Consider the following 20,871-nt stretch of genomic DNA (forward strand, 5'->3'; position numbering starts at 1 on the left):
GCAAAACACATAGGAAACAGGGTCTCACAATGTCTCAGAATGGCTTCGCCGTGATCTCGCCGGTTGATGGGTCGGTCTATACCGAACGTGCCTATGCCACGGCGTCGGAGATTGCGTCTGCATTGGAGACGGCCCGCGGCGCAGCACGGGCCTGGCACCGCATCCCGCTGCATGAGCGTGGCAAGATCCTGCTGCGCTTTGGCGAAGAGATGAAGGCGCGTGCCAGCCTGTTGGCCGAGGCCGTGACCTGGGGCATTGGCCGCCCCGCCTGGCAGGCCGATGAGACCCCGCGCCTGGCCCTGATCGGCGAGCTGCTGACCGGTGCCGCCGCAGGCACGCTGGCCGATACCGATTTCGAATCTGAGACCGGCATCCGGCGCTACAGCCGCCCGGTGGCAACCGGGTTGCACCTGTCGATCTGCGCCTGGAACTATCCGACAGCCATGCTGGGCTATCTGGTCAGCCAACCCTTGCTGGCGGGCAATGTTGTGATCCTGAAACACTCGCCGCAGGTGCCGCTGATTGCCGAACTGGCCCAGGCCGCCTGGCTGGCGGCAGGCGGATTGCCTGGTGCCTTCCAGGCCCTGCACCTGTCGCATCCCGATGCCGAAAGCCTGATCGCGGGCGGCAATTTTCAGTCGGTGAACTTCATCGGCTCGGTCGCGGGCGGCAAGCGCGTTCATGCGGCGGCGGGCGGCACCATGACCGCCGTGCATCTGGAACTGGGCGGCAAGGATCCGACCTATATCCGCGCCGATGCCGAGATCGACCGCATCGTCGCCGATATTGCCGAGGGCTGCTTCTCCAATGCCGGGCAAAGCTGCTGCTCGGTCGAACGGATCTATGTCGATCAGCAGATCGAGGCCCGCTTTACCGAGGCGCTGCTGGCCGAGGCCGCGAAATGGACCATCGGCCACCCGGTTCAGGACAAGGCGATGCTCGGCCCGGTGGTCAGCGCGGCGGCCGCCACACGGATCAATGACCAGATCGCAGCCGCCCTTGCCGCCGGGGGGCGCGGCCTGATGGTGCCAAAAACTGATCTTGGTGCGGCCTATGTGCCTGCAACGGTGCTGGCGGGCCTCAATCACGGTATGTCGATCATGCGCGATGAGCTGTTCGGGCCGGTGGCCTGCATCCAGACCGTATCGGGTGATGCCGAGGCCATCGCGCTGATGAACGATTCCACCTATGGTCTGTCGGCCAGCATCTGGACCTCCGACATCGCACGCGGCGAGGCGCTGCTGGACGAGGTCGAGGCGGGCACGGTCTATCTGAACCGCTGCGACCATGCCGATCTCTATCTGCCCTGGGGCGGCGTGAAAGACTCCGGTCTTGGCCGCACCAATGGCCGCGTCGGGCTGATCGAGACCACCGCCGCAAAATCCTTCCACATCCGCACCCTCGGCTGATGATGCGGCTGGACACATCCACCCTTGCACAGCTTGCCGCAGCATCCGTCGAAGTGCTGCGCGAGGACGAGATCAGCCCGCTGATGCTGCTGTGCGAACACGCCGGGGCCCAGGTGCCGGCCCCCTGGGGCAGCCTGGGGCTGGACCCGGCCTTTCTGACCACGCATTACGCCTGGGATCCCGGCGTGGACGGGCTTACCCGGGATCTGTCGGCGCGGCTGGCCGCCCCGGCGGTGCTGACGCGCTATTCGCGGATCTTCACCGATTACAACCGCTTTGCCGATGACTGGGATCACATGCGCCCCGATCTGGGCGGCATTCCGGTGCCCGCCAATCTGGCCATCTGCCCCGAAGAGCGCAGCCTGCGCCGCGCGATTGCGGTCGATCCGGTGGATCGTGCAATCCGCCGGGTGCTGAACGGGCGGCGCGCCGTGGTGTCGGTGCATTCCTTTACGCCGGTCATGGCGGGTGACCGCCGCCCCGTCGATATCGGGGTGCTCTGGCGCGAGGACAGCCCCTTTATCCGCGCAGCACTGGCCGGTCTGCAGGCCCGTGGCACAGCGCTTGGGCTGCGCATCGGCGACAATGCGCCCTATGACTGGCGCAAGGTCGAGGCCTATAGTCTGGACGCCCATGGATTGCGGCGCGGCCTGCCCTGCTTCTATCTGGAAATCAACAATGCCCTGTTTGGCACCCCGGCTGAGGCGGCGCTTGGCCCCTTGCTGGCCGCTGTGTTGAACGCGGCGCTGGAAACTGTGTGACGCAAGCGGCTGCGGCACCGGCGCGAGATCGCGACCGCGCAACACGCGGTCTGGCGCAATCGCGCAAGCGGTGCCCAAGCGGCGCAAAGCCGAAGGGCTGGTCACTCCGAAGGACTGGCTGACAGGGTCCGGGCAAGTCCCTATACTGCTGGCTGGTATGGCAAAGGGAAAAGGTATGGGTCTGGACGAAGGTGGGGTGGGTGATCTGGGCGGGGCCATCCGGCAAACCCGCAAACGGCTGAACCTGTCGCTGAAAGAGCTGAGCGAGAAGTCAGGCCTGACGGTGTCGCAACTTTCAAAGCTGGAAAACGGCAAGCAGCGCATTTCCGTTGATCTGGCCTTGCGGATTGCCGGTGTGCTGCATGTGCCGGTCACCTCGTTTCTGGCCGCCCCCAGTGCCCGGCCTATGGCGCGCCGCTCGATCATCCGGGCAGGTCAGGGAACCCGGCACGAGACCAAGGGCATGGTCTATGAGGTGCTGAGCAGCGATTTCCGCGACAAGAGCAACCTGTTCTGGAACGTCACCGTGACCGGACGCAGCATGGAAGAAACCGGCGGCTGGCGGTCCCATGCGGGCGAGGAATTTCTGCGCATCCTGACCGGCAGCCTGATCCTGCATACCCAGCATTACGAGCCCTTGCTGCTGGAACCAGGTGACAGCATCCAGTTCGATGCCGAGATGGAACATGGCTATGTCTGCCACAGCGAGGCGCCAGTCCTGATGCTGATGTCAAACTCCATGCGGCCCGCGTTGCCGCCGGGCTTTCCCACCGGACCGGGGACCTGAATGTCGCGGATCCTGATCTTCAAGGCGGGCACGCTTGCGCCCTATTCCACTGATTTCACCTGTCGTTTCGGGGATACCGAAGACACGTTCATCGCCGCCGCCGGCCTTGCGCCCGATGAGGTCGAGGTGATCGACCTTTACCGCGATCAACCACTGCCCGAGATCGGTGCCCATGCCGGGGTGATGATCACAGGTGCCGCCGCCATGGTCACCGAACAGGCCCCCTGGATGCTGCGCGGTGCTGCTTGGCTGCGTGCGGCGGTGGCCGCCGACCAGCCGGTTCTGGGCATCTGCTTCGGGCATCAGCTGCTGGCCCATGCGCTTGGCGGCACGGTCGGCCCCAACCCGACGGGGTTGGAGGCCGGAACGCTGCCGATCACCCTTGCCCCCGATCCGCAGGACCCGCTTTTCGGCCCGGTCGCCACCGGCACGCGGTTTCAGGAACACCATTACCAGACCGTGCTGACGCCGCCGCCCGGTTCATCCGTGATCGGGCATAGCGCACAGGATGCGCATCAGGTTCTGCGGCATGGCCCGCACGCCTGGGGCGTGCAGTTCCATCCGGAACTGACCGGCGAGATGATGCGCCTTTTGATGGATGGGATGCGCGCTGACCATGCCGCCGCAGGCGTCGACCCCAGCGATCTGGATGCGGGCCTTGCCGATACGCCGGAAGGCCCGGCGCTGCTGCAACGCTTTGTGGCGCTGGCGCGCGGCTGAGACGATTGGCCAGAGACGCCGACCGGCGATCCCGAAGAGGCAACAGGCGGCCCGCAGCTGACCTGCGCGCTGCCCGTTTCTTCAGACAAAATAGCGCTGCCACTCAAAATCGGTGATGCGCTGTGCGGCCCATGTCTCATAGGCCGCGACCTCGTTGCGGCGGCTGTCGGCATAGTGATCGACAAAGGCATCGCCAAAGGCCGCGCGGCAGAAGTCAGACGCCGCGAAATCCTCCACCGCCGCCGCAAGGCTGGATTGCAGCGGCACGGCCCCCTGCGCCATGCCCGGCGACAGCGGCAAGGGTGCGGTGCCCTTTTCGATCCCGTCAGTCCCCGCCGCCAGTATCGCGGCCAGCGTCAGATAGGGATTGATATCTGCCCCCGGCACCCGGTGTTCAAACCGGCAGGCGCCGGGCGTCGGCGTGGTGATCGCCCGAATGGCCGCCGTGCGGTTTTCATAGCCCCATGACACATCGGTGGGCGACCAGGCCCCGCGATCAAACCGGCGATAGGAATTTATTGTCGGGCGGAACATCACATGGGTGTCGCGCATATGCTGCAACAGACCGCCCAGGAAATGCTGTCCGACCGGCGACAGGTTGTTCACCCCCGCCGCGAGCACCGGCACATCATCTTGCCACAGGCTGAGATGGTGATGCGCGCCACAGGCGCTTTCCTTGCCCGGCGGCTGGAAGCGCGTCATGAAGGTCGCGACCAGCCCGCGCTCGGCGCAAAGCTCACGCAGATGCAGCTTGGCCCGCATCGCATCATCCGCCGCCTCGACCGCCGGTTTCGGCGTCAGCGCGAATTCATACATGCCATAGCCATATTCGGTGACGAAAGAGGCCACGCCGATCCCCAGCATCTCCATCCGGCGCATGAATTCAGTCACAAGATCCTGATAATCGCCGCTGCGCACCAGATCATAATTGACCAGAGAATGCCCCCAGGGTTGCAGTTCGCGGTAGCGCCCCTGCTGCATCAGCGCGTGATCGGCATGAAAGATGCCGAACTCGTATTCCAGCGCCACCCGCGCCTCATAGCCCGCCGCGCGCAGTCGCTGATCGGCCGCCTGCAGCACATGACGCGGATCGACCGCACAGGGCGATCCGTCCAGCATATAGCCGTTCATGATGATCGAGGCGGTATCCTTGCGCCAGCCATGCACCCGGATGCTGGACGGATCGGCCAATGCCTGAATATTGGGATAGCCATTGTCATCTGATGCCAGCGCCGAGGCGAAGGCCGTGTCGCCGATCGGCTGGCCGTCCCCATGCGACACGCAGTAAAGGATCCCGTTCAGCGCATCCCCAGATGCCGACAGCTTCAGCGGCGATATCTTGGACCGAAAGCCGCCGGTCATATCGACCATATGGCTTTGCAGCCAGGTGACGCCTGCGGCCTTCAGCTTCTTGTATTGCGCCTCGTAATCGGGGGCCCAATGCGCGGCCTGTTCAGCGAGTTGCATTTTCATCTCTCCTGTCATTGCGTCCCGGAGTGCGCGATACCCGCCATTTCTCCAGAAAATCATCTGCCTCCCGGTGGCCCAGCAATCCCTGCGGGCGCAGCGCCATGCACAGGACGATCACCATGCCCAATGCCACGCCGGACAGCCCGAGCAGGGCGGGCGTGGTCACCCCGCCAATGGTCACACCGGATTCGATATTGCGGATCAGTTCCAGCACCAGCGACAGGATCACCGCTCCCGCCACCGCGCCCGAGACGCTGGCCATGCCGCCAAGGATCAGCATGGCCAGCGTCAGCATGACCTGCTGAAAGAAGAACAGGCGCGGGCTGATCGTGCCGCTGAACACCGCAAACAGGATCCCGGCCAGGCCGCAGACCAGCGCCGAAAGGATCCAAGCGTGGCGGCGCAGGGCACGGCTGTCAATGCCGATGGCGTCCGCCGCTTTCTGATCCTGCGCGCTGGCGCGCAATTGCAGCCCGCCGGGGCTTTCACGAAACAGCCGGGCGATCAGGATCACCGCGCAGGCCGCCAGCAGCAATTCGGGCAAACCGATCAGTTTGGGGATGCCGAAAAAGCCCTGATTGCCCTTGAACAGCGCAGGCCAGTGCAGAAACACCGAATGGATCACCATCAGGAAGGCCAGGCTGACAATCGTAGCGGCGATCCCGGACAGCCGCGCGATGACCCGGGCCGAGATCCAGGCGATCACGCCCACCACCAGCAGCGCCAGCGCCGCGCCGGGCAGCCAGTGCAGCTCCACCCCGGCCAGCCCGAAGGGCGCATTCGGGATCGACAGCTTTTTCATCACAAGTGGCGTGGTCAGGATGGCCATGCCATAGGCACCCAGCCCGACAAAGGCGCTATGCCCCAGATGCACGATGCCGGAATTGCCGGAATAGATCTGCAACCCCACCACGATCATCAGATTGATCAGCGCCATCGCCGTCAGATTCTGCACCCAGCCCGGCGCGACCATCAGCACGATCAGCCCGATCACGATGACCGGCAGCGCCGCCAGCGCCCCTCCGGCCAGCGCCCGGCCCCACCAGGGCAATGGCGCGGCAACTGCCCCGGCGGGCGCGGTATCAAGATCCTGTTTCATGGTCAGAATTCCTTGTCACCCAGATCACGGCGCGTGCCGAACAGGCCTTCGGGGCGATAGATCAGGATCATGGTGACGATGACATAGGTCAGCGCATCCTTCAGCCCGCCCATCTCTTGCGGCAAAAGGACGAGCAGCCCGACCTCGATAAAGCCCAGTAGCATCCCGCCGGCCGCCGCCCCGAACAGCGACCCAAACCCACCGATCACGCAGGCGACAAAGGCCTTGAGCACCAGCGAAAAGCCCATATCGGGGGTCACGCCGCCGCGCCGGGCAAGAATAAAGACACAGGCAATCCCCGCCAATGCGCCAGAGATGACAAAGGCCGCAGCCACCACCCGATTGGCCTTGATCCCCATCAGCCGCACGGTCGAGAAATCCCGCGATGCCGCCCGCATGGCGATGCCCAGAAGCGACCGGCCCAGAAAAGCACTAAGCGCCAGCATGGCCAGCAAGGCCGCCGCCAGTTCCATCACCTGCAGCGAGGAGATCGCCCAAGGCCCCAGATGCCAGGTCACGTTCAGCCCGTTCAGCGCTGGAAAGGCCTGCGGTCGCGGCGAGACCAGAAGCTGGAACAGGTTCTGCAACACGATGCTGACGCCAAAGGCGGTCAGCAGCCCGGTGGTGACTGGGGCATTGCGCACCGGGCGGAACGCGACGCGTTCCAGCGCGACCGACATGATGATCGCCGCCGCAATCGCCAGCCCGATCACCAGAAGTGGTGCGCCAAAACCAAGCCCCGCAAAGAGCAGCACCGCATAGGCTGCCCCGGCAATCACCTCGCCATGCGCGAAGTTCACCAGACCCATGATCGAAAAGACCACCGCCAGCCCGAGCGCGATCAGGGCATATTCCGCCCCGAAGGCAAGGGCGTTCAGCAATTGCTGGATCAGATATTCCATCACATCCCCGCATCGCCAAGATAGAGCTTCATCACATCGGCCCCCGCCAGATCTGCCGGGCTGCCGCGATAGCTGACCCGGCCCGAGGCCAGCACACAGACCTGATCGGCAAAGCGCATGGCCTGTGCCGCGTTCTGTTCCACCAGGATCACGGTCAGCCCTTCGGCCTTCAATTGGCCGATGAAATCGAAGATTCTCGCCACGATCAGCGGCGCCAGCCCCAGCGAGGGTTCATCCAGCAGCAGGACCTTCGGGCGCGACATCATCGCCCGCGCGATGGCCAGCATCTGCTGCTCACCCCCCGACAGGGTTCCCGCATGTTGGTTGATGCGTTCGCCCAAGACGGGAAACAGGCTCAGATAGCGGTCGGTATCCTGCCGCACGCCCGTCGCATCGCGCCGCAGCGCCGCCCCCATGCGCAAGTTTTCGGCAACCGTCAGATTGGCAAAGATCCTGCGCCCTTCGGGGGCGACCGCGATGCCACGCTTGATCCGGTCCTCGACCGGCAGGCGAGAGATATCCTCGCCCGCCAGCATGATCCTGCCGGTTGCCGGAACCAGCCCGCTGATCGCCGCGATGGTGGAGGTCTTGCCCGCACCATTCGGCCCCAGAAGCGCGATCAGCGCGCCGGCCCCCGCCGCCAGATCAAGATCCCGCACGGCCCGGACCGGGCCATACTGGACCGAGACCGTCTCAAGGCGCAGCATCTCTGACACGGGTCAGCGCCAGTTCGGCACAAAGGCCGGAATGCTGTCTTGCAGGACCACGCGCTTGCCGTCCTTGAAACCGATGACCGGCACAGTCTTGACCGGCGAGCCGCCATTTTCGGCGTAAGAGATCACCTCGGCCGTCACGCCCGGATTGCCGCCTTCGGCGCGCAGCGCCGCCCGGATCGCGACCGGATCGACCGACCCCGCCCGCACCGCAGCCGCATGGGTTTCCAGCACCATATCGGCACCCAAAGCATCGAAGATGCCCTGCACCTTGAAGCCGCGCGCCTTGCAATCGGCAAGGAAGGTATCGATAGAACTGCCGGTGCCGGTCGGGCCGTGGGTGGCAAAGATCACCTTGTCCAGGGCGCTCGGATCTGCAACCGTCCCCTCCAGCGAGGGATCATCGAAACCGTCCGAGCCGATGACCAACCCGTCAAAGCCGCTGGCCCGCAATTGGCGGATCAAAATGCCGACATCGGGCAGCACCGAGGAAATCATCACCGCATCGGGTTGCGGCTGCATCGCGCGGATCTGCGCGATCTGCGGCGACCAGTCGCTGGTGCCGATGCTATGGCTCAACCGCCCCGCCACTGTGCCACCCAGATGCTCGAAGCTCTCGCCGAACCATTCGGGCAGCATATCGGACCAAGATCCGGCATCCGCCGATTTGAACAGAACGACCGAGCGCGCGCCTGCGGCATAGGCCGCCTCGGCGGTGGCGGCCCCATTCACCGGATCGGGCACCGCACCCGCGATGAAATTCTCGAAACCCGCGATCTGCATCTCGACCTGGGTATTGGGGGCGGAAAACACGGTTGCGCCGGTCTCTGCCGCGACCTGGGCAATCGGGATCAGCGAATCCGGGAAGGGGATGCCGGTCACGACCTGTGCGCCCTGATCGAGAAATTTCTGCGCGATAGAGACCGAAAGCTGCGGCTCTGACCGGGTATCTTCGACCAGAATATCCACCTTCGGCCCCTGCCCGGCCTTGTTCAGCGTATCTGCCATGCAGCGCGCGCCCTCGACCTCGGCATAGGGGGCATAGGCCCCTGTCAGCGAGGCGGCGATGCCGATACGGATGTCTTCGGCGCTCGCCATCCCGGGAACCGTCAAGGTCAGCGCAAGTCCGAGGCCCGTGCATTTCATCTTGTTCATCTTTCCCTCCGCATTGGGCCGCCCAAGTCAGACAACCTCTTTTCTATTGGCTTTATCTTATTGGCTCTGTTGTATCGGCCCGGTTGCCGGGCCCGACATAGACCTCGATGACCTGAGGATCGCGCCAGACATCTGCGGGAACCCCGCTGGCAATCAGCCGCCCCTGATCCATGACGAACAGGCGGCTGCAGACATTGTTGATGAAGGCCAGATCGTGATCGATCACCACCACGCCCACATCGCCCCGGTCGCGGATCAGGGTAATGACCTGATGCAACCGCTCGGTCTCTTCGTCATTCAGACCGGCGGCGGGTTCATCCAGCAGCAGGATGCGCGGCGCGGTCGCCATGGCACGGGCGATCTCCATCCAGCGCCTTGTGCCATAGGGAAGGCTTCCCGCCGTCTCGCGGGCACGGCTGGCCAGCCCGAAGGTTTCCAGCAGGTCATCGGTGCGCAGGGACGCGGCCCGGTCGGGGTTCAGGCGGCGCGCCCGCAGGAGCGCCACCTCGACATTCTGGCGCACCGTCAGATCGGGGAAGATCCGCAGATTCTGAAAGGTGCGCGCGACACCAGCCGCCGAAATCTCTTGCGGGCTGCGGCCCTGAAGCGGCTGTCCGCCCAGGGTGATCATGCCCTGATCCGGCACCAGAAAGCCGCTGATCGCATTGACCAGCGTGGACTTGCCCGCCCCGTTCGGACCGATCAGCCCCACGACCTCACTGGCGGCACAATCCAGTGAGGCACCGGCAAGCGCAAGCACGCCCCCAAAGGACTTGTGAATTCCTGAAACGGACAACACGGCCCGATACCTTTCCCTGTTGCGCCCGGTCTCTAGGCCAGACTGCTTGGGGTAAATCGTTATCAAAGTTTTGCTGAAGAGCAATCTTAATTTTCTTCATTGGATAATTATTTCCATAATAGAAAATTGCTGCCCTCGGCGAACCGCCCCTCTGGCCCCACACATGCATCCTGCAGATCCCCCGTCCCGACGATACGGGGCGGGGGATCTGCGGAGGTGCCTGAAAGCCGCGATGCGGCTTGCGCAGGCGGGCGCGTAGAAAGCCCGGCCAACGCGGATGCCGGTCACGGCATCGCCGCAGCAGGATTGGCCGCTGAACGCAGGGGCACGCTCCCCGACCGTGGCCGATCAAGGCCGCACGAATGGGGGACGATCGCTGTCCCACCGCAGGCGCGAAGCACAGACCGGCATAGGGCCAGCAGCAGGCCAGGCCAATGAGATGCGGGGCCCATGCGACATGGCATGGGCCCCGCAGCCGAGATTGATACTATCTGCTATCCTGCGCGTAGCGGCTACATGAACCCGCCCACACCGCGATCCAGAAAGGCCTCGATCCGCGCGCGCCAGGGGGCGATATCGATGCCCTGAGCTTTCAGCCAGTCATCATTGTAATAGCTGTTGCTATAGCGATCACCACTGTCACAGACCAAAGTCACGAACGCGCCTTGCTCGCCCCGCGCTTTCGCCAGCGACGCCAGACAGAGGACACCCATGAAATTCGTGCCGGTCGAGCCCCCGACGCGCCGGAACAGGCGCTCCGACAGCACCCGCGCCGCCGCGATCGAAGCTGCATCCGGCACCTGTATCATCTGATCCACCACACCGGGAATAAACGAGGGTTCGACCCGTGGGCGCCCGATGCCCTCGATGCGCGATCCGCTTGCCGTGATCGACATGTCGCCGCTTTGCCATGCGTCATAGAAGGCAGAACCCTCCACATCGACCACGCAAAGCCGGGTCTCCAGATTGCGGTATCGGATATAGCGCCCGATCGTGGCGGATGTGCCGCCGGTTCCCGCGCTCATCACCACCCAATCCGGCACCGGCTGGGCCTCACCCGACATCTGGCGGAACATGCTGTCGGCAATATTGTTGTTGCCGCGCCAATCTGTCGCCCGTTCTGCATAGGTGAACTGGTCGAGATAATAGCCGCCCGCCTCTGCGGCGATGGCTTCGGCCACCTCATAGACCTGGGAGGCATTGTCGACAAAGTGGCAGCGCCCCCCCAAGGCGGTGATGGCGTCAACTTTCTGCTGGCTGGTCGAGCGGGGCATGACTGCGGTGAAGGGAAGGTCGAGCAGCCTGGCAAAATAGGCCTCCGACACCGCGGTGGACCCCGATGACGCCTCCACCAATGCCGTGCCCTTGCGGATCCGGCCATTGCAGATCCCATAGAGAAACAGCGAGCGCGCCAAGCGGTGCTTGAGACTGCCCGTCGGATGGGTGCTTTCATCCTTCAGATAGATCGAGATCCCCGGCAAACCCACGAAATCCAGCTTGACCAGATGGGTATCCGCAGAACGTTGGCCGTCGGCCTGCAAGAGTTCAATCGCCCGCCTTGTCCAGACACGCTCTTCCTGTGACAAGCTCCGCGGTGATTTGCAGCAATCCTGCATGATCTCAATCCTTCCTACCCAAAGCAATAATCGCTTCGACCTCAACCAACGCGCCTTTTGGCAGGTCTGCAACCTCGAATGTGGAACGGGCAGGATCCCCTGCCGCTGCCCGGCCTCACCGTGCGACCGCTCCGTCTGAACATTCCCTTCCTTTGGGGCGTGGTGACCGCCTTTGGTGCCGCCAAGTCGCGGATCGTTCCGCAATTGCTGAATGCGATGACCAAGGCCGGCAACCTCGATATCGCCGGGTTCCGGCTACGGGATTCAAAGGATATGGAGGGGATCATCAAGGAAATGACCGAAAGAACGCTCTGATCCGGCGGCGGCACGCTGATTTCGCACCGCATTTCCAACCGCCCTTGGACAGTCGCGCCATGATCTTCGGCATCGATGCCCTTCCAAGATGTCACGGCCAGACAGCCGCCCTTTGCGCGCGGCCCCAATTGGCAGGCCGCCGAAAGTGAGCCCATGGCAGGTGACAATTGCGCCCCGATGACCCGATGACAGGGGGGGCCCTGTCAGGCCAGTTCCGCCGATTGCCATAGGGGCGCGGCCAGCGCCCCGCGCGCGGCATTGACCGCAACGGCGCAGGCCCGGCGCGATACCTCGGATCCCGGCCCTGCAAACCGGCCACCGCGAATTTGACTTGTGAACAGGCCCTGCCGCCTGCATCCTTGCGCCAATCTCGCCCGGATCTGGCGGTGATTCAGCGGCCGCAATGGCCGCAACCTTCGACAGAAGGCACCCCGCCAGAGAACGGTGCCCGTCGGATCGGACAACAAGGCGCGACATGGGGGGGTAACGCCGATGCTGGAGACCGCATTGCTGGAGGATGGCCAGGGCAGGCCGCTGCTTCAGGGCAAGCTGAACGGCACCCGCGACTGGGCCATCGTCAACGATTTCTGCGCCAGGGCCTATATGCCGCTGACCAGCCGCCCGCTGACCCATGGCATGGACCCCGAGGCCACGATGCGCATGTTGAAGGTCGGCCAGATCACCTTCAGCCGCTTCTGCTTTGGCACACCGACACGGGCCGATGAATTCGATCCCAGCTCTGGCAATATCATCGTGGTCAATACGCTGCGCGGATCGGTGCGCCACCCCCTGGGCGGCAATGATGCTTTCGACACCCGGCCCGGCGACAGTTATGTGGTGGATTGCAGCCGCACCGATTACTGGAACGTGGCCGATGGCAACGACCTGCAACTGAACCTGACCATTCCCCATCAATTGATGGAAGAGACGGCGCTGCGCTGGTATGGCTTTGTGCCCGGCGACGAGCTGTGGCGCAAGCGCATGGTCTTTGGCGTCGGGCACAGCGCCTGGTTGTCGCTGCTGGAATATGCCACGCGGTCGCTTGATGCGCGGCGCGATGCGATCGCGAACCCGCTGATCGAGCGACGGGTTGAGGAAACCATCAGCCTTGAACTGTTGCAGAACTGGGCCCTGAGCGCCGATCTCAATCTGGAAACCGGGGCGCGGGCGGCGGCACCGCATTATGTGCGCGAGGCCGAACGCCTGATGACCGAACTGGCCGCCGAAGCCCCCGGCGTGCTGGATATCGCGGCCCGACTGGGGGTCAGCGCCCGCACCCTTTCGGAAGGGTTCCGGCGGTTTCGTGGCTTTACCCCGCAAGATTATCTTGGCCGCGCGCGCCTGGATGCGCTGAACCGCGCCTTGAACGCAGCCGCACCGCAAGCAACCGTGTCACAGATCGCGGCGGCGCATGGCTATATCAATCTGGGGGCGCTGGCCGTGAAATATCGCAGGCAATTCGGCGAAACCCCTGCGGCCACATTGCGGCGCCGCCAGAAACGAAAGCATATGGTATAACATAACACGCCGCAATTTCCTTGCTGGGCAAGAGCGCAGTTTGCTGCCGATCCCGAACGCGATTTGCCGATCCCGAACGCCGCCCTGCATACCTTTGCATGCATAGCCCACCCCCTGCCGATAGCCTTGCCCCCGGGGCCGGAGACACGCCGCGCCCCGTAACTGACCGCTGGCAAGGAGGAGGACCGGCATGAAGGCGCTCGTTTATCAAGGACCCGGCAAGAAAGACTGGATCGAGAAGGAAAAACCCGGAATCCAGAAGCCGACTGATGTCATCGTCAAGGTGATGAAGACCACAATCTGCGGCACCGACCTGCATATCCTGAAAGGCGATGTGCCCACGGTGGATGTGGGCCGCATCCTCGGACATGAAGGCGTCGGCATCGTCGAAGAGGTTGGCGGTGCCGTGCGCAATTTCAAGAAGGGCGATCCGGTGCTGATCTCCTGCGTGACCTCTTGTGGCTCCTGCCCCAATTGCAAGCGCCAGCTTTACGCGCATTGCGCCGATGGCGGCTGGATCCTGGGTCACAGGATCGATGGTACGCAGGCGGAATATGTCCGCATTCCGCATGGCGACAACTCGCTTTATGCGATCCCCGAAGGCGCGGATGAAGAGGCGCTGGTCATGCTGTCCGACATCCTGCCCACCGGGCTGGAGATTGGCGTGCAGGCGGGGCGGGTGAAGCCCGGCGATACCGTCGCCATCATTGGGGCTGGCCCGGTCGGCATGTCGGCGCTGCTGACTGCACAGTTCTATTCGCCCGGTCGTATCGTGATGATCGACACCGATCCGGCACGGCTGGAGCTGGCGCTGAAGTTCGGCGCCACCGATACCGTGCAGGTTGGCCAGACCGATGCCGTGGCGCATGTCCTGCAGATGACCGGCGGCACCGGCGTCGATGTGGCGATCGAGGCGGTCGGCGTGCCCGCGACCTTTGACATCTGCCAGAAGATCGTGGCGGCAGGTGGCAGCATCGCCAATGTCGGCGTGCACGGCAAACCCGTGCAGCTGCATATCGAAGAGCTGTGGATCAAGAACATCAATATCGCGATGGGTCTGGTCTGCACCAGCACGACTCCGATGCTGCTGAAGACGCTGCAGGCAGGCAAGGTCAATGCCAAACAGCTGATCACCCACCGTTTCGGGCTGGGCGATATTCTGCAAGCCTATGACGTCTTCGCCAATGCGGCCCGCGAGAAGGCGATGAAGGTCATCCTTTCAGCCTGACCCTGTATAACGAGGATGGCGGGCGAAAGCCCGCCATCCGCAATCAGGTTTTCCGGTGAGCCGCCGCCATCAGGCCTTGAACAGATCAAGCTCCATCACCTTGACCCAGGCCGAGACGAAATCGGCCACAAATTTCGCGCCATTGTCTGCTTGGGCATAGACCTCGGCCAAGGCCCGCAATTGCGAGTTGGACCCGAAGACCAGATCGGCCCGCGTGCCGGTCCAGCGCAGCGCGCCGGTTTTTCGGTCGCGCCCCTCGAACAGCGTCTGGTCTTCGCTGACCGACTGCCATTGCGTGCCCATATCCAGCAGATTGACGAAGAAGTCATTAGTCAGCTGGCCCTTGCGCAGCGTCAGCACGCCATGGGCTGTGTCACCATGATTGGCCCCCAGCACCCGCAACCCGCCGACCAGCACGGTCATTTCCGGCGCAGACAGTGTCAGAAGCTGCGCCCGATCCACCAGCATCTCTTCAGGTGCGGTGCTGAAACGTCCGTTGGAGTAGTTTCGGAAACCATCGGCCTCCGGCTCCAGCGGATCGAAGCTCGCGGCATCGGTCTGCGCCTGCGTCGCATCCATCCGGCCCGGGGTGAAAGGCACCGTCACCGGCTGCCCGGCCGCCCGCGCCGCAGCCTCGATCGCGGTGCCGCCTGCCAGCACGATCAGATCGGCCAGGGATACCCGCTTGCCCCCGCTTTGCGCCGCGTTGAAATCGGACTGGATGCTTTCCAATGCGGCCAACACTTGGGCCAGTTGCTTGGGCTGGTTCACCTCCCAATCCTTTTGTGGCGCAAGGCGGATACGGGCACCATTGGCCCCGCCCCGCTTGTCCGAGCCCCGGAAGGTGGAGGCCGAGGCCCATGCGGTGCCCACCAATGCCGCCGTCGACAGTCCGGTCGCCCGGATCTCGGCTTTCAGCTCGACGATATCTGCAGCATCGATCAACGCATGATCGCGGGCCGGGATCGGATCCTGCCAGATCAAATCCTCGGTCGGGGCTTCTGGCCCAAGGTAAAGCGCGCGCGGCCCCAGATCGCGGTGCAGCAGCTTGAACCAGGCCCGCGCGAAGGCATCGGCGAACTGGTCAGGGTTCTGGTGGAACCGGCGCGCAATCGGTTCATAAATCGGGTCAAAGCGCAGCGACAGATCCGCCGTCGTCATGAAGGGGGCATGTTTCACCGCCGGATCATGGGCATCCGGGATCATGTGCTCTGGGCGGCAATCCTTGGCACGCCACTGGATCGCGCCAGCCGGGCTGGTCACCTGTTCCCATTCATAGCCGAACAGCATGTCGAAATAGCCATTGTCCCACGTCGTCGGATTGGGCTTCCACGCGCCCTCAAAGCCCGACGTCGTGGTATGAACGCCGTGCCCCGAACCCAGCCGGTTCAACCAGCCAAAGCCCTGATCCTGAATCGCGCCGCCTTCGGGTTCAGCGCCGACCAGCGAGGGATCGCCCGCGCCATGCGCCTTGCCAAAAGTGTGTCCGCCGGCGACCAGCGCCACGGTTTCCTCGTCATTCATGGCCATGCGACCGAATGTGTCGCGCACATCTCGGCCCGATGCGACCGGATCAGGATTGCCGTCCGGCCCCTGCGGGTTCACATAGATCAGCCCCATCTGCACGGCCGCCAGCGGGTTCGCCAGATCGCGTTCGCCCGAATACCGGCTGGACGGCTTGTCGGAGGTGGCAAGCCACTCCCCCTCCGGCCCCCAGTAAATGTCTTCCTCCGGCGCCCAGATATCGGCACGCCCCCCGGCAAAGCCGAAGGTCTTGAAGCCCATCGTCTCCATCGCGACATTGCCCGCCAGCAAGATCAGATCGGCCCAGGAGATCCGGTTGCCGTATTTCTGCTTGATCGGCCAGAGCAGCCTGCGCGCCTTGTCCAGATTGCCATTGTCGGGCCAGGAATTCAGCGGAGCGAAACGCTGGTTGCCGGTAGAGCCGCCGCCGCGCCCATCCGCCGTCCGGTAGGTGCCCGCCGCGTGCCAGGCCATGCGGATCATCAAGCCACCGTAATGGCCCCAATCTGCCGGCCACCAATCCTGGCTGTCGGTCATCAAGGCGGCCAGGTCACGCTTCAGCCCGTCATAATCCAGCTTCTGGAACTCGGCCCGGTAGTCGAAACCCACGCCCATCGGGTCTGATTTCGGGGCGTGCTGATGCAGGATCGCAAGGTTCAGCTGGTTCGGCCACCAGTCCTTGTTGCCCCGCCCGCCAAGCGTGGTTTGCGGCACTGCGCCATGGATCACCGGGCAGCGCCCGGCGGGTTTGTTTCCGTCCATTTCAATCTCCCTCGGATCGGCGGTTCTTATCAACCTGCGGACCGGGACGGACTGCCTCCCTGCAGCCCGACCCGATCTGGAATCATTCTAGCCCCGACAATGACTTCAGGGAAACTTGAATATTCTGATGATGTATATAAGATATTCTGATGCGAAACCTGACCCTGAAACAGATCCGCTATTTCGATGCCCTGGCCCGGCTGGGCACCTTCAGCGCGGCAGCAGAGGCCTGCGCGGTGACCCAGCCTGCCTTGTCGATGCAAATCAAGGAGATGGAGGAGGGCGCGGGATCCCCCCTTCTGGAACGCGGGCCGCGCGGGGTGCGGCTGACCGCCTTTGGCACCATGGTGCATCAGCGCGCCAAGGCCATGCTCGCCATCCTCGAAGACCTCGACGGGCTGTCCCGCGCGGCGGGCGGTGCGCCTGCAGGCAAGCTGCGGCTGGGCGTGATTCCGACCATTGCGCCCTATCTGCTGCCGGCCGTCATCACCCGGCTGGCGGAAGAATTTCCCGATCTGAGCCCGATCCTGCGCGAAAGCATGACCTCGCGCCTGATAGATGAGTTGCTGGATAGCCGGATCGATGCCGCGATTCTGGCGCTGCCGGTGGACGAACCCGCACTGACCGAGGTTGCGCTTTTCACCGAACGTTTCGTGCTGATCCGCCCCCAACAGGAGGCCGACCGTCCGGTGCCCAACCGTGACAAGCTGCGCGAGATGCGGCTTTTGCTGCTGGAAGAAGGGCATTGCTTCCGCACCCAGGCGCTTTCCTTCTGCGACATGCCCTCGACCCAGCCACGCGAAATGCTGGATGGAAGTTCCCTCTCGACGCTGGTGCAGATGGTCGGGGTTGGGGTCGGCGTGACGCTGATCCCCGAGATGGCGGTGGAGATTGAAACCCGATCGGCCGCCGTGTCGGTTTCGCGCTTTCGTGACCCGCAGCCTTTGCGATCCATCGGCATGGTCTGGCGCAAATCCAGCCCGATGGAGGCGCATCTGATGCAGATTGCCGAGGTGGTTCGCGCCTGCGGGCTGCGGCTGCGCCAATCCCGCGGGCTGACCACGCTGCCCGGCTGGCGGCGCGATTGAAAACCGGCCTACGCCGCGGCGCAGCTGCACAGTCGACCGGGATGCTTTCGCGGAAATACTTGCTGAAAGCCATATCCCTATTGTAGCTTTCTTTCGCAGAAGCGGTGGTGCAAGCCTGTTTCAGACACAGGATGCAAGGCTGTGACCCAGACCGTCAGCGGGGAGGCTGACCAGGGTCATATTCTTGATTTCAAAGGTAAAGATCTCTGGACATTTGGGAGGATGACCATGGTCGACATCATTTCGAAACGCGATGGCCCGCGCCGCGAGGATGAGCGCGCAAGGCGGATGATTCAGGCGAATCAGGGTGCGATCACCCAGATCGCCGACCATCTGACCCAAGGGGCCTATAGCGCCGACAAACGGGCCAAGGCCGCTGCCGCCAACGCGCCGCCACCGCCCGAAGGTAAGCTGATTTTTGATGGTGCCGCAGGCGCACAGATCAGCTCCGACACCGGCGATATCCGGGTGCGGGTCAGCGTCAACAACCGGGTTGTCGCCTATGACAGCGGCTCGGGTCGGCAGGTGCATTTTCTCGGCGAGATCCGCCGTCAGGATGGCACGCGCTATTTCGCGCTGGCCTCTCGCGAGAACGGGTTCATGTCGTCCCTGCCCGATGAGGTGACCGAAAGAATCGGCGAGCTGGATGGCCAGATCATCGATCACGCCTGCCCCGAAAGCCTGCTTGCCGCCGAAATCTCGGAACGCCTGGGCTTCAGTTGATCGCGTCCATCTGCTGGCACCCGGCAAAGGGGTGCCGATCCTCCCGCAGATATCGGATCACCTGCATCTCGGCGCGACGTAGCAAGGGCGATGCTTTCGCCCCAGCCCCTTGGGAGGACTTGCATGACCGATCAGCTTTCGGGATTTCATACCCGGACCGGCATGTTTGATGACTGGCTTGACCAGCGCGCCACCATGCGCGCCTGGGAAGATTTCCTGACCTATCGCAATATGGAGCAAAGCCGCACTGCCGGGGTGCGCCGCGAAATTCTCGAATCCTGGACGCGCAGCCTGGCCTCCGGCATTGATGCCACGGCCGAGCTTGCGCCCCTGGACGAGACCGAAGAGATGCTGGAGGCAGCGCAGCAAAAGAACGCAGATCTGCGCGCCGCCGCCGAACGCCCCTTTGAGAAGATGGGGCCGCTCTTGTCAGAGGCCAACGCGCTGCTGATCCTGACCGATGCCGAGGGGCTGGTGCTGGAACAGATTGGCGATCTGCGCACCCATTACGCCGCGCGCAGCATCCATCTGATCCGGGGCGGCAAATGGGACGAGGCGGCGATCGGCACCAACGGTATCGGCACGGCGATCCGGTCGGGGCGGCCCACATTGGTTCATGCCTCGGAACATTTCTGTCAGGGCATCAAGGCCTGGACCTGCGCCGCGGCCCCGATCCGCGATCCGGTGGATCAACGCATCATCGGCGCGGTGGATCTGTCCGGCCCGCCCGCGATCTTTCGTCCGCATAATGTGGCGATGATCGCCTCGGTCGCGCGCGAGATCGAGGCCGCATTGGCGGAACGCGAGGAGATGCGCCGCACCCGGCTGCTGGAGGCATTTTGGGACAATGGCCCGGCGCGCAGCAGCCGCGACGCGGTGCTGATCCTGGATCGCATCGGCCGGGTGATGTATCATCGCATCCCCTCGGACGCGCCGCGTGACCAGATGGTTCCGAAGCTGTCGCTGGGGCAGAAGTTCATTCCGCTTTCCGTAACGATGAGCGATCAGGACATCGCCCGGGCCATCCCGCCGGATCTGCGCCCCAGCGGCATTTCGCGGCTGTTCCTGGATGGCGAGTTCAGCGGGGCCGCGCTGGTGCTGCCGCCGCGCATCCGGGCTGTGTCGACCCCACCGGCGGAGCCCTTCCGCATTCCACCGCGCGCGGGGGCCGAGCATGACGAATTGCTGATGATCGGTCAGGCGCCGAAGTTCAGCACCGCAGTCGATCTGGCCCGCCGCGCAGCAAGCGCCGGATCTGCCGTGCTGATTCAGGGTGAGACCGGGGTCGGCAAGGAGCTGTTTGCGCGGCTGATCCACAGTGCGGCTGCGCATAAGGGGCGTGCCCCTTTCATCACGGTGAATTGCGGCGCAATCTCGGCCGAGCTGTTCGGCTCAGAACTGTTCGGCCATGCCCCGGGGGCCTTTACGGGCGCCACACGCGACGGCAAGCCCGGCAAGTTTGAACAGGCCGATGGCGGGGTGCTTTGCCTTGATGAGATCGGCGAGATGCCTTTGGAATTGCAGCCCTATCTGCTGCGGGTTCTGGAGCAAAGGGCCGTCTATCGCATCGGCTGTTCTCGCAGGCGCCAGGTGGATGTGCAACTGGTCGCAATGACCAACCGCGATCTGAGCCAGGAGGTCGAGGCCGGGCGCTTCCGCCGGGATCTGTATTACCGGCTCGGCGCGATCACCATCGAGGTGCCCCCGCTGCGGGAACGGCAAAGCGACATCCTCGCGCTGGCCGATCACTTCAATCGGGCGGTGGCGGTGCGGCTGAAACGCGAGCCGCTGCAATTGTCGGAGGAGGCCGCGCATCTGATGACGGGCTATGCCTGGCCCGGCAATGTGCGCGAATTGCGCAACATGTTCGAGCGCCTGCATCTGATGCTGTCCGGCAGCGTGGTCACCGCCGAAGATCTGCCCAAGGCGATGCGCGAAGTCGTTGCCAGCACCGCACCCGCGGCCCCGATCGACGCTGCAACGCTGGTCAATCTGACCGATGTGGAGGAGCAGACGATCCGCCGCACGCTGATCGCCGAACAGGGCAATCTGACGCGCGTGGCCAATGCGCTCGGCATTTCGCGGCCGACGCTTTATCGCAAATTGAAGACTTACGGCATCCGCCGCACCTTTGGATAGGGCGCAGGAAAAACCCCGCGCGGCCGCATCCGCGCGGGGAAGGCCGACACCACCAGATCGGGCACAGCCGCCCGGGGACAAGGGTGACTGATCCGGGTGCCGGACACATGTCCCGCCTGTATCACAGGCGGGACATGGTGACC

At 63.9% G+C, this 20,871-nt stretch carries 18 protein-coding genes; 10 read left to right on the forward strand and 8 right to left on the reverse strand.

The features are described 5' to 3' along the window. Nucleotides 1-29 precede the first annotated feature (29 nt). From GBJ34_RS13190 to GBJ34_RS13205, 4 genes are all read left to right on the forward strand, one after another. Nucleotides 30-1,409 carry an aldehyde dehydrogenase family protein gene (locus tag GBJ34_RS13190; protein ID WP_151719679.1) on the forward strand — a complete coding sequence of 460 codons (1,380 nt, stop codon included), beginning with the start codon at nucleotides 30-32 and terminating at the stop codon, nucleotides 1,407-1,409. After that, on the forward strand, nucleotides 1,409-2,170 hold the full coding sequence (locus GBJ34_RS13195; RefSeq protein WP_151719680.1) for an N-formylglutamate amidohydrolase: 762 nt from the start codon (nucleotides 1,409-1,411) through the stop codon (nucleotides 2,168-2,170). Before GBJ34_RS13190 ends, GBJ34_RS13195 begins: the two co-directional genes overlap by 1 nt. A gap of 175 nt (nucleotides 2,171-2,345) precedes the next feature. After that, the gene (locus GBJ34_RS13200) at nucleotides 2,346-2,957 is read left to right on the forward strand and encodes a helix-turn-helix domain-containing protein (RefSeq protein WP_151719681.1); all 612 of its coding nucleotides are present in this window, start codon (nucleotides 2,346-2,348) and stop codon (nucleotides 2,955-2,957) included. Beyond that, nucleotides 2,958-3,677, forward strand: a complete 720-nt coding sequence (locus GBJ34_RS13205; RefSeq protein WP_151719682.1) for a glutamine amidotransferase — start codon at nucleotides 2,958-2,960, stop codon at nucleotides 3,675-3,677. Between the two features lie 81 nt (nucleotides 3,678-3,758). Here the strand turns inward: GBJ34_RS13205 and GBJ34_RS13210 are convergent, their stop codons facing one another. The 7 genes from GBJ34_RS13210 to GBJ34_RS13240 form a co-directional block, all read right to left on the reverse strand. Beyond that, nucleotides 3,759-5,144: a glutamine synthetase family protein gene (locus GBJ34_RS13210; RefSeq protein ID WP_151719683.1), complete on the reverse strand. Its 1,386-nt coding sequence runs from the start codon at nucleotides 5,142-5,144 to the stop codon at nucleotides 3,759-3,761. After that, on the reverse strand, nucleotides 5,131-6,246 hold the full coding sequence (locus GBJ34_RS13215; protein ID WP_151719684.1) for a branched-chain amino acid ABC transporter permease: 1,116 nt from the start codon (nucleotides 6,244-6,246) through the stop codon (nucleotides 5,131-5,133). The genes GBJ34_RS13210 and GBJ34_RS13215 overlap by 14 nt, the downstream gene beginning before the upstream one ends. Before the next feature lie 2 nt (nucleotides 6,247-6,248). After that, on the reverse strand, nucleotides 6,249-7,148 hold the full coding sequence (locus GBJ34_RS13220) for a branched-chain amino acid ABC transporter permease (RefSeq protein WP_151719685.1): 900 nt from the start codon (nucleotides 7,146-7,148) through the stop codon (nucleotides 6,249-6,251). Further along, nucleotides 7,148-7,855 (reverse strand): ABC transporter ATP-binding protein, encoded by a 708-nt coding sequence (locus GBJ34_RS13225; protein WP_151719853.1) that lies wholly within the window; start codon nucleotides 7,853-7,855, stop codon nucleotides 7,148-7,150. Before GBJ34_RS13225 ends, GBJ34_RS13220 begins: the two co-directional genes overlap by 1 nt. 12 nt (nucleotides 7,856-7,867) lie before the next feature. Then, nucleotides 7,868-9,016, reverse strand: a complete 1,149-nt coding sequence (locus GBJ34_RS13230) for an ABC transporter substrate-binding protein (RefSeq protein ID WP_151719686.1) — start codon at nucleotides 9,014-9,016, stop codon at nucleotides 7,868-7,870. Nucleotides 9,017-9,068: 52 nt separating this feature from the next. Further along, nucleotides 9,069-9,776 (reverse strand): ABC transporter ATP-binding protein, encoded by a 708-nt coding sequence (locus GBJ34_RS13235; RefSeq protein ID WP_226341166.1) that lies wholly within the window; start codon nucleotides 9,774-9,776, stop codon nucleotides 9,069-9,071. A gap of 551 nt (nucleotides 9,777-10,327) precedes the next feature. Then, nucleotides 10,328-11,401: a PLP-dependent cysteine synthase family protein gene (locus GBJ34_RS13240; RefSeq protein WP_318843229.1), complete on the reverse strand. Its 1,074-nt coding sequence runs from the start codon at nucleotides 11,399-11,401 to the stop codon at nucleotides 10,328-10,330. Between the two features lie 108 nt (nucleotides 11,402-11,509). Here GBJ34_RS13240 and GBJ34_RS13245 point away from each other — a divergent pair, with 108 nt between their 5' ends. From GBJ34_RS13245 to GBJ34_RS13255, 3 genes are all read left to right on the forward strand, one after another. Then, nucleotides 11,510-11,746, forward strand: coding sequence for a hypothetical protein (locus GBJ34_RS13245; RefSeq protein ID WP_151719689.1), 237 nt, complete (start codon nucleotides 11,510-11,512; stop codon nucleotides 11,744-11,746). Nucleotides 11,747-12,238: 492 nt separating this feature from the next. Continuing rightward, nucleotides 12,239-13,264, forward strand: a complete 1,026-nt coding sequence (locus GBJ34_RS13250) for an AraC family transcriptional regulator (RefSeq protein WP_151719690.1) — start codon at nucleotides 12,239-12,241, stop codon at nucleotides 13,262-13,264. Between the two features lie 190 nt (nucleotides 13,265-13,454). Further along, nucleotides 13,455-14,492: a zinc-dependent alcohol dehydrogenase family protein gene (locus tag GBJ34_RS13255; protein ID WP_151719691.1), complete on the forward strand. Its 1,038-nt coding sequence runs from the start codon at nucleotides 13,455-13,457 to the stop codon at nucleotides 14,490-14,492. Between the two features lie 69 nt (nucleotides 14,493-14,561). On the opposite strand, the gene katG is transcribed toward GBJ34_RS13255, so the two are convergent. Further along, a complete protein-coding gene (gene katG / locus GBJ34_RS13260; protein ID WP_151719692.1) occupies nucleotides 14,562-16,778 on the reverse strand; it encodes a catalase/peroxidase HPI in 2,217 nt (738 codons plus the stop codon). Nucleotides 16,779-16,927: 149 nt separating this feature from the next. Between katG and GBJ34_RS13265 the strand changes: the two genes are divergently transcribed. The 3 genes from GBJ34_RS13265 (at nucleotide 16,928) to GBJ34_RS13275 (ending at nucleotide 20,728) form a co-directional block, all read left to right on the forward strand. Then, nucleotides 16,928-17,866 carry a hydrogen peroxide-inducible genes activator gene (locus GBJ34_RS13265; RefSeq protein WP_151719693.1) on the forward strand — a complete coding sequence of 313 codons (939 nt, stop codon included), beginning with the start codon at nucleotides 16,928-16,930 and terminating at the stop codon, nucleotides 17,864-17,866. A 228-nt stretch (nucleotides 17,867-18,094) separates the two neighbouring features. After that, nucleotides 18,095-18,589 (forward strand): hypothetical protein, encoded by a 495-nt coding sequence (locus GBJ34_RS13270; protein ID WP_151719694.1) that lies wholly within the window; start codon nucleotides 18,095-18,097, stop codon nucleotides 18,587-18,589. 123 nt (nucleotides 18,590-18,712) lie between these two features. Next, entirely contained in the window at nucleotides 18,713-20,728 is a 2,016-nt protein-coding gene (locus GBJ34_RS13275) for a sigma-54-dependent Fis family transcriptional regulator (RefSeq protein WP_226341167.1), read from the forward strand. The last annotated feature ends 143 nt before the right edge of the window (nucleotides 20,729-20,871 follow it).

Origin of the sequence: Gemmobacter serpentinus (genome assembly GCF_008973825.1) — a bacterium.
In the GTDB taxonomy this organism is placed as follows: domain Bacteria; phylum Pseudomonadota; class Alphaproteobacteria; order Rhodobacterales; family Rhodobacteraceae; genus Gemmobacter; species Gemmobacter serpentinus.

Bases quoted from the DNA above. Each gene is read 5' to 3' on its own strand.
- GBJ34_RS13190 (WP_151719679.1), top strand. From the start codon at position 30: ATGTCTCAGAATGGCTTCGCCGTGATCTCGCCGGTTGATGGGTCGGTC.
- GBJ34_RS13195 (WP_151719680.1), top strand. From the start codon at position 1,409: ATGATGCGGCTGGACACATCCACCCTTGCACAGCTTGCCGCAGCATCC.
- GBJ34_RS13200 (WP_151719681.1), top strand. From the start codon at position 2,346: ATGGGTCTGGACGAAGGTGGGGTGGGTGATCTGGGCGGGGCCATCCGG.
- GBJ34_RS13205 (WP_151719682.1), top strand. From the start codon at position 2,958: ATGTCGCGGATCCTGATCTTCAAGGCGGGCACGCTTGCGCCCTATTCC.
- GBJ34_RS13210 (WP_151719683.1), bottom strand. From the start codon at position 5,144: ATGCAACTCGCTGAACAGGCCGCGCATTGGGCCCCCGATTACGAGGCG.
- GBJ34_RS13215 (WP_151719684.1), bottom strand. From the start codon at position 6,246: ATGAAACAGGATCTTGATACCGCGCCCGCCGGGGCAGTTGCCGCGCCA.
- GBJ34_RS13220 (WP_151719685.1), bottom strand. From the start codon at position 7,148: ATGGAATATCTGATCCAGCAATTGCTGAACGCCCTTGCCTTCGGGGCG.
- GBJ34_RS13225 (WP_151719853.1), bottom strand. From the start codon at position 7,855: ATGCTGCGCCTTGAGACGGTCTCGGTCCAGTATGGCCCGGTCCGGGCC.
- GBJ34_RS13230 (WP_151719686.1), bottom strand. From the start codon at position 9,016: ATGAACAAGATGAAATGCACGGGCCTCGGACTTGCGCTGACCTTGACG.
- GBJ34_RS13245 (WP_151719689.1), top strand. From the start codon at position 11,510: ATGTGGAACGGGCAGGATCCCCTGCCGCTGCCCGGCCTCACCGTGCGA.
- GBJ34_RS13250 (WP_151719690.1), top strand. From the start codon at position 12,239: ATGCTGGAGACCGCATTGCTGGAGGATGGCCAGGGCAGGCCGCTGCTT.
- GBJ34_RS13255 (WP_151719691.1), top strand. From the start codon at position 13,455: ATGAAGGCGCTCGTTTATCAAGGACCCGGCAAGAAAGACTGGATCGAG.
- katG (WP_151719692.1), bottom strand. From the start codon at position 16,778: ATGGACGGAAACAAACCCGCCGGGCGCTGCCCGGTGATCCATGGCGCA.
- GBJ34_RS13265 (WP_151719693.1), top strand. From the start codon at position 16,928: ATGCGAAACCTGACCCTGAAACAGATCCGCTATTTCGATGCCCTGGCC.
- GBJ34_RS13270 (WP_151719694.1), top strand. From the start codon at position 18,095: ATGGTCGACATCATTTCGAAACGCGATGGCCCGCGCCGCGAGGATGAG.
- GBJ34_RS13275 (WP_226341167.1), top strand. From the start codon at position 18,713: ATGACCGATCAGCTTTCGGGATTTCATACCCGGACCGGCATGTTTGAT.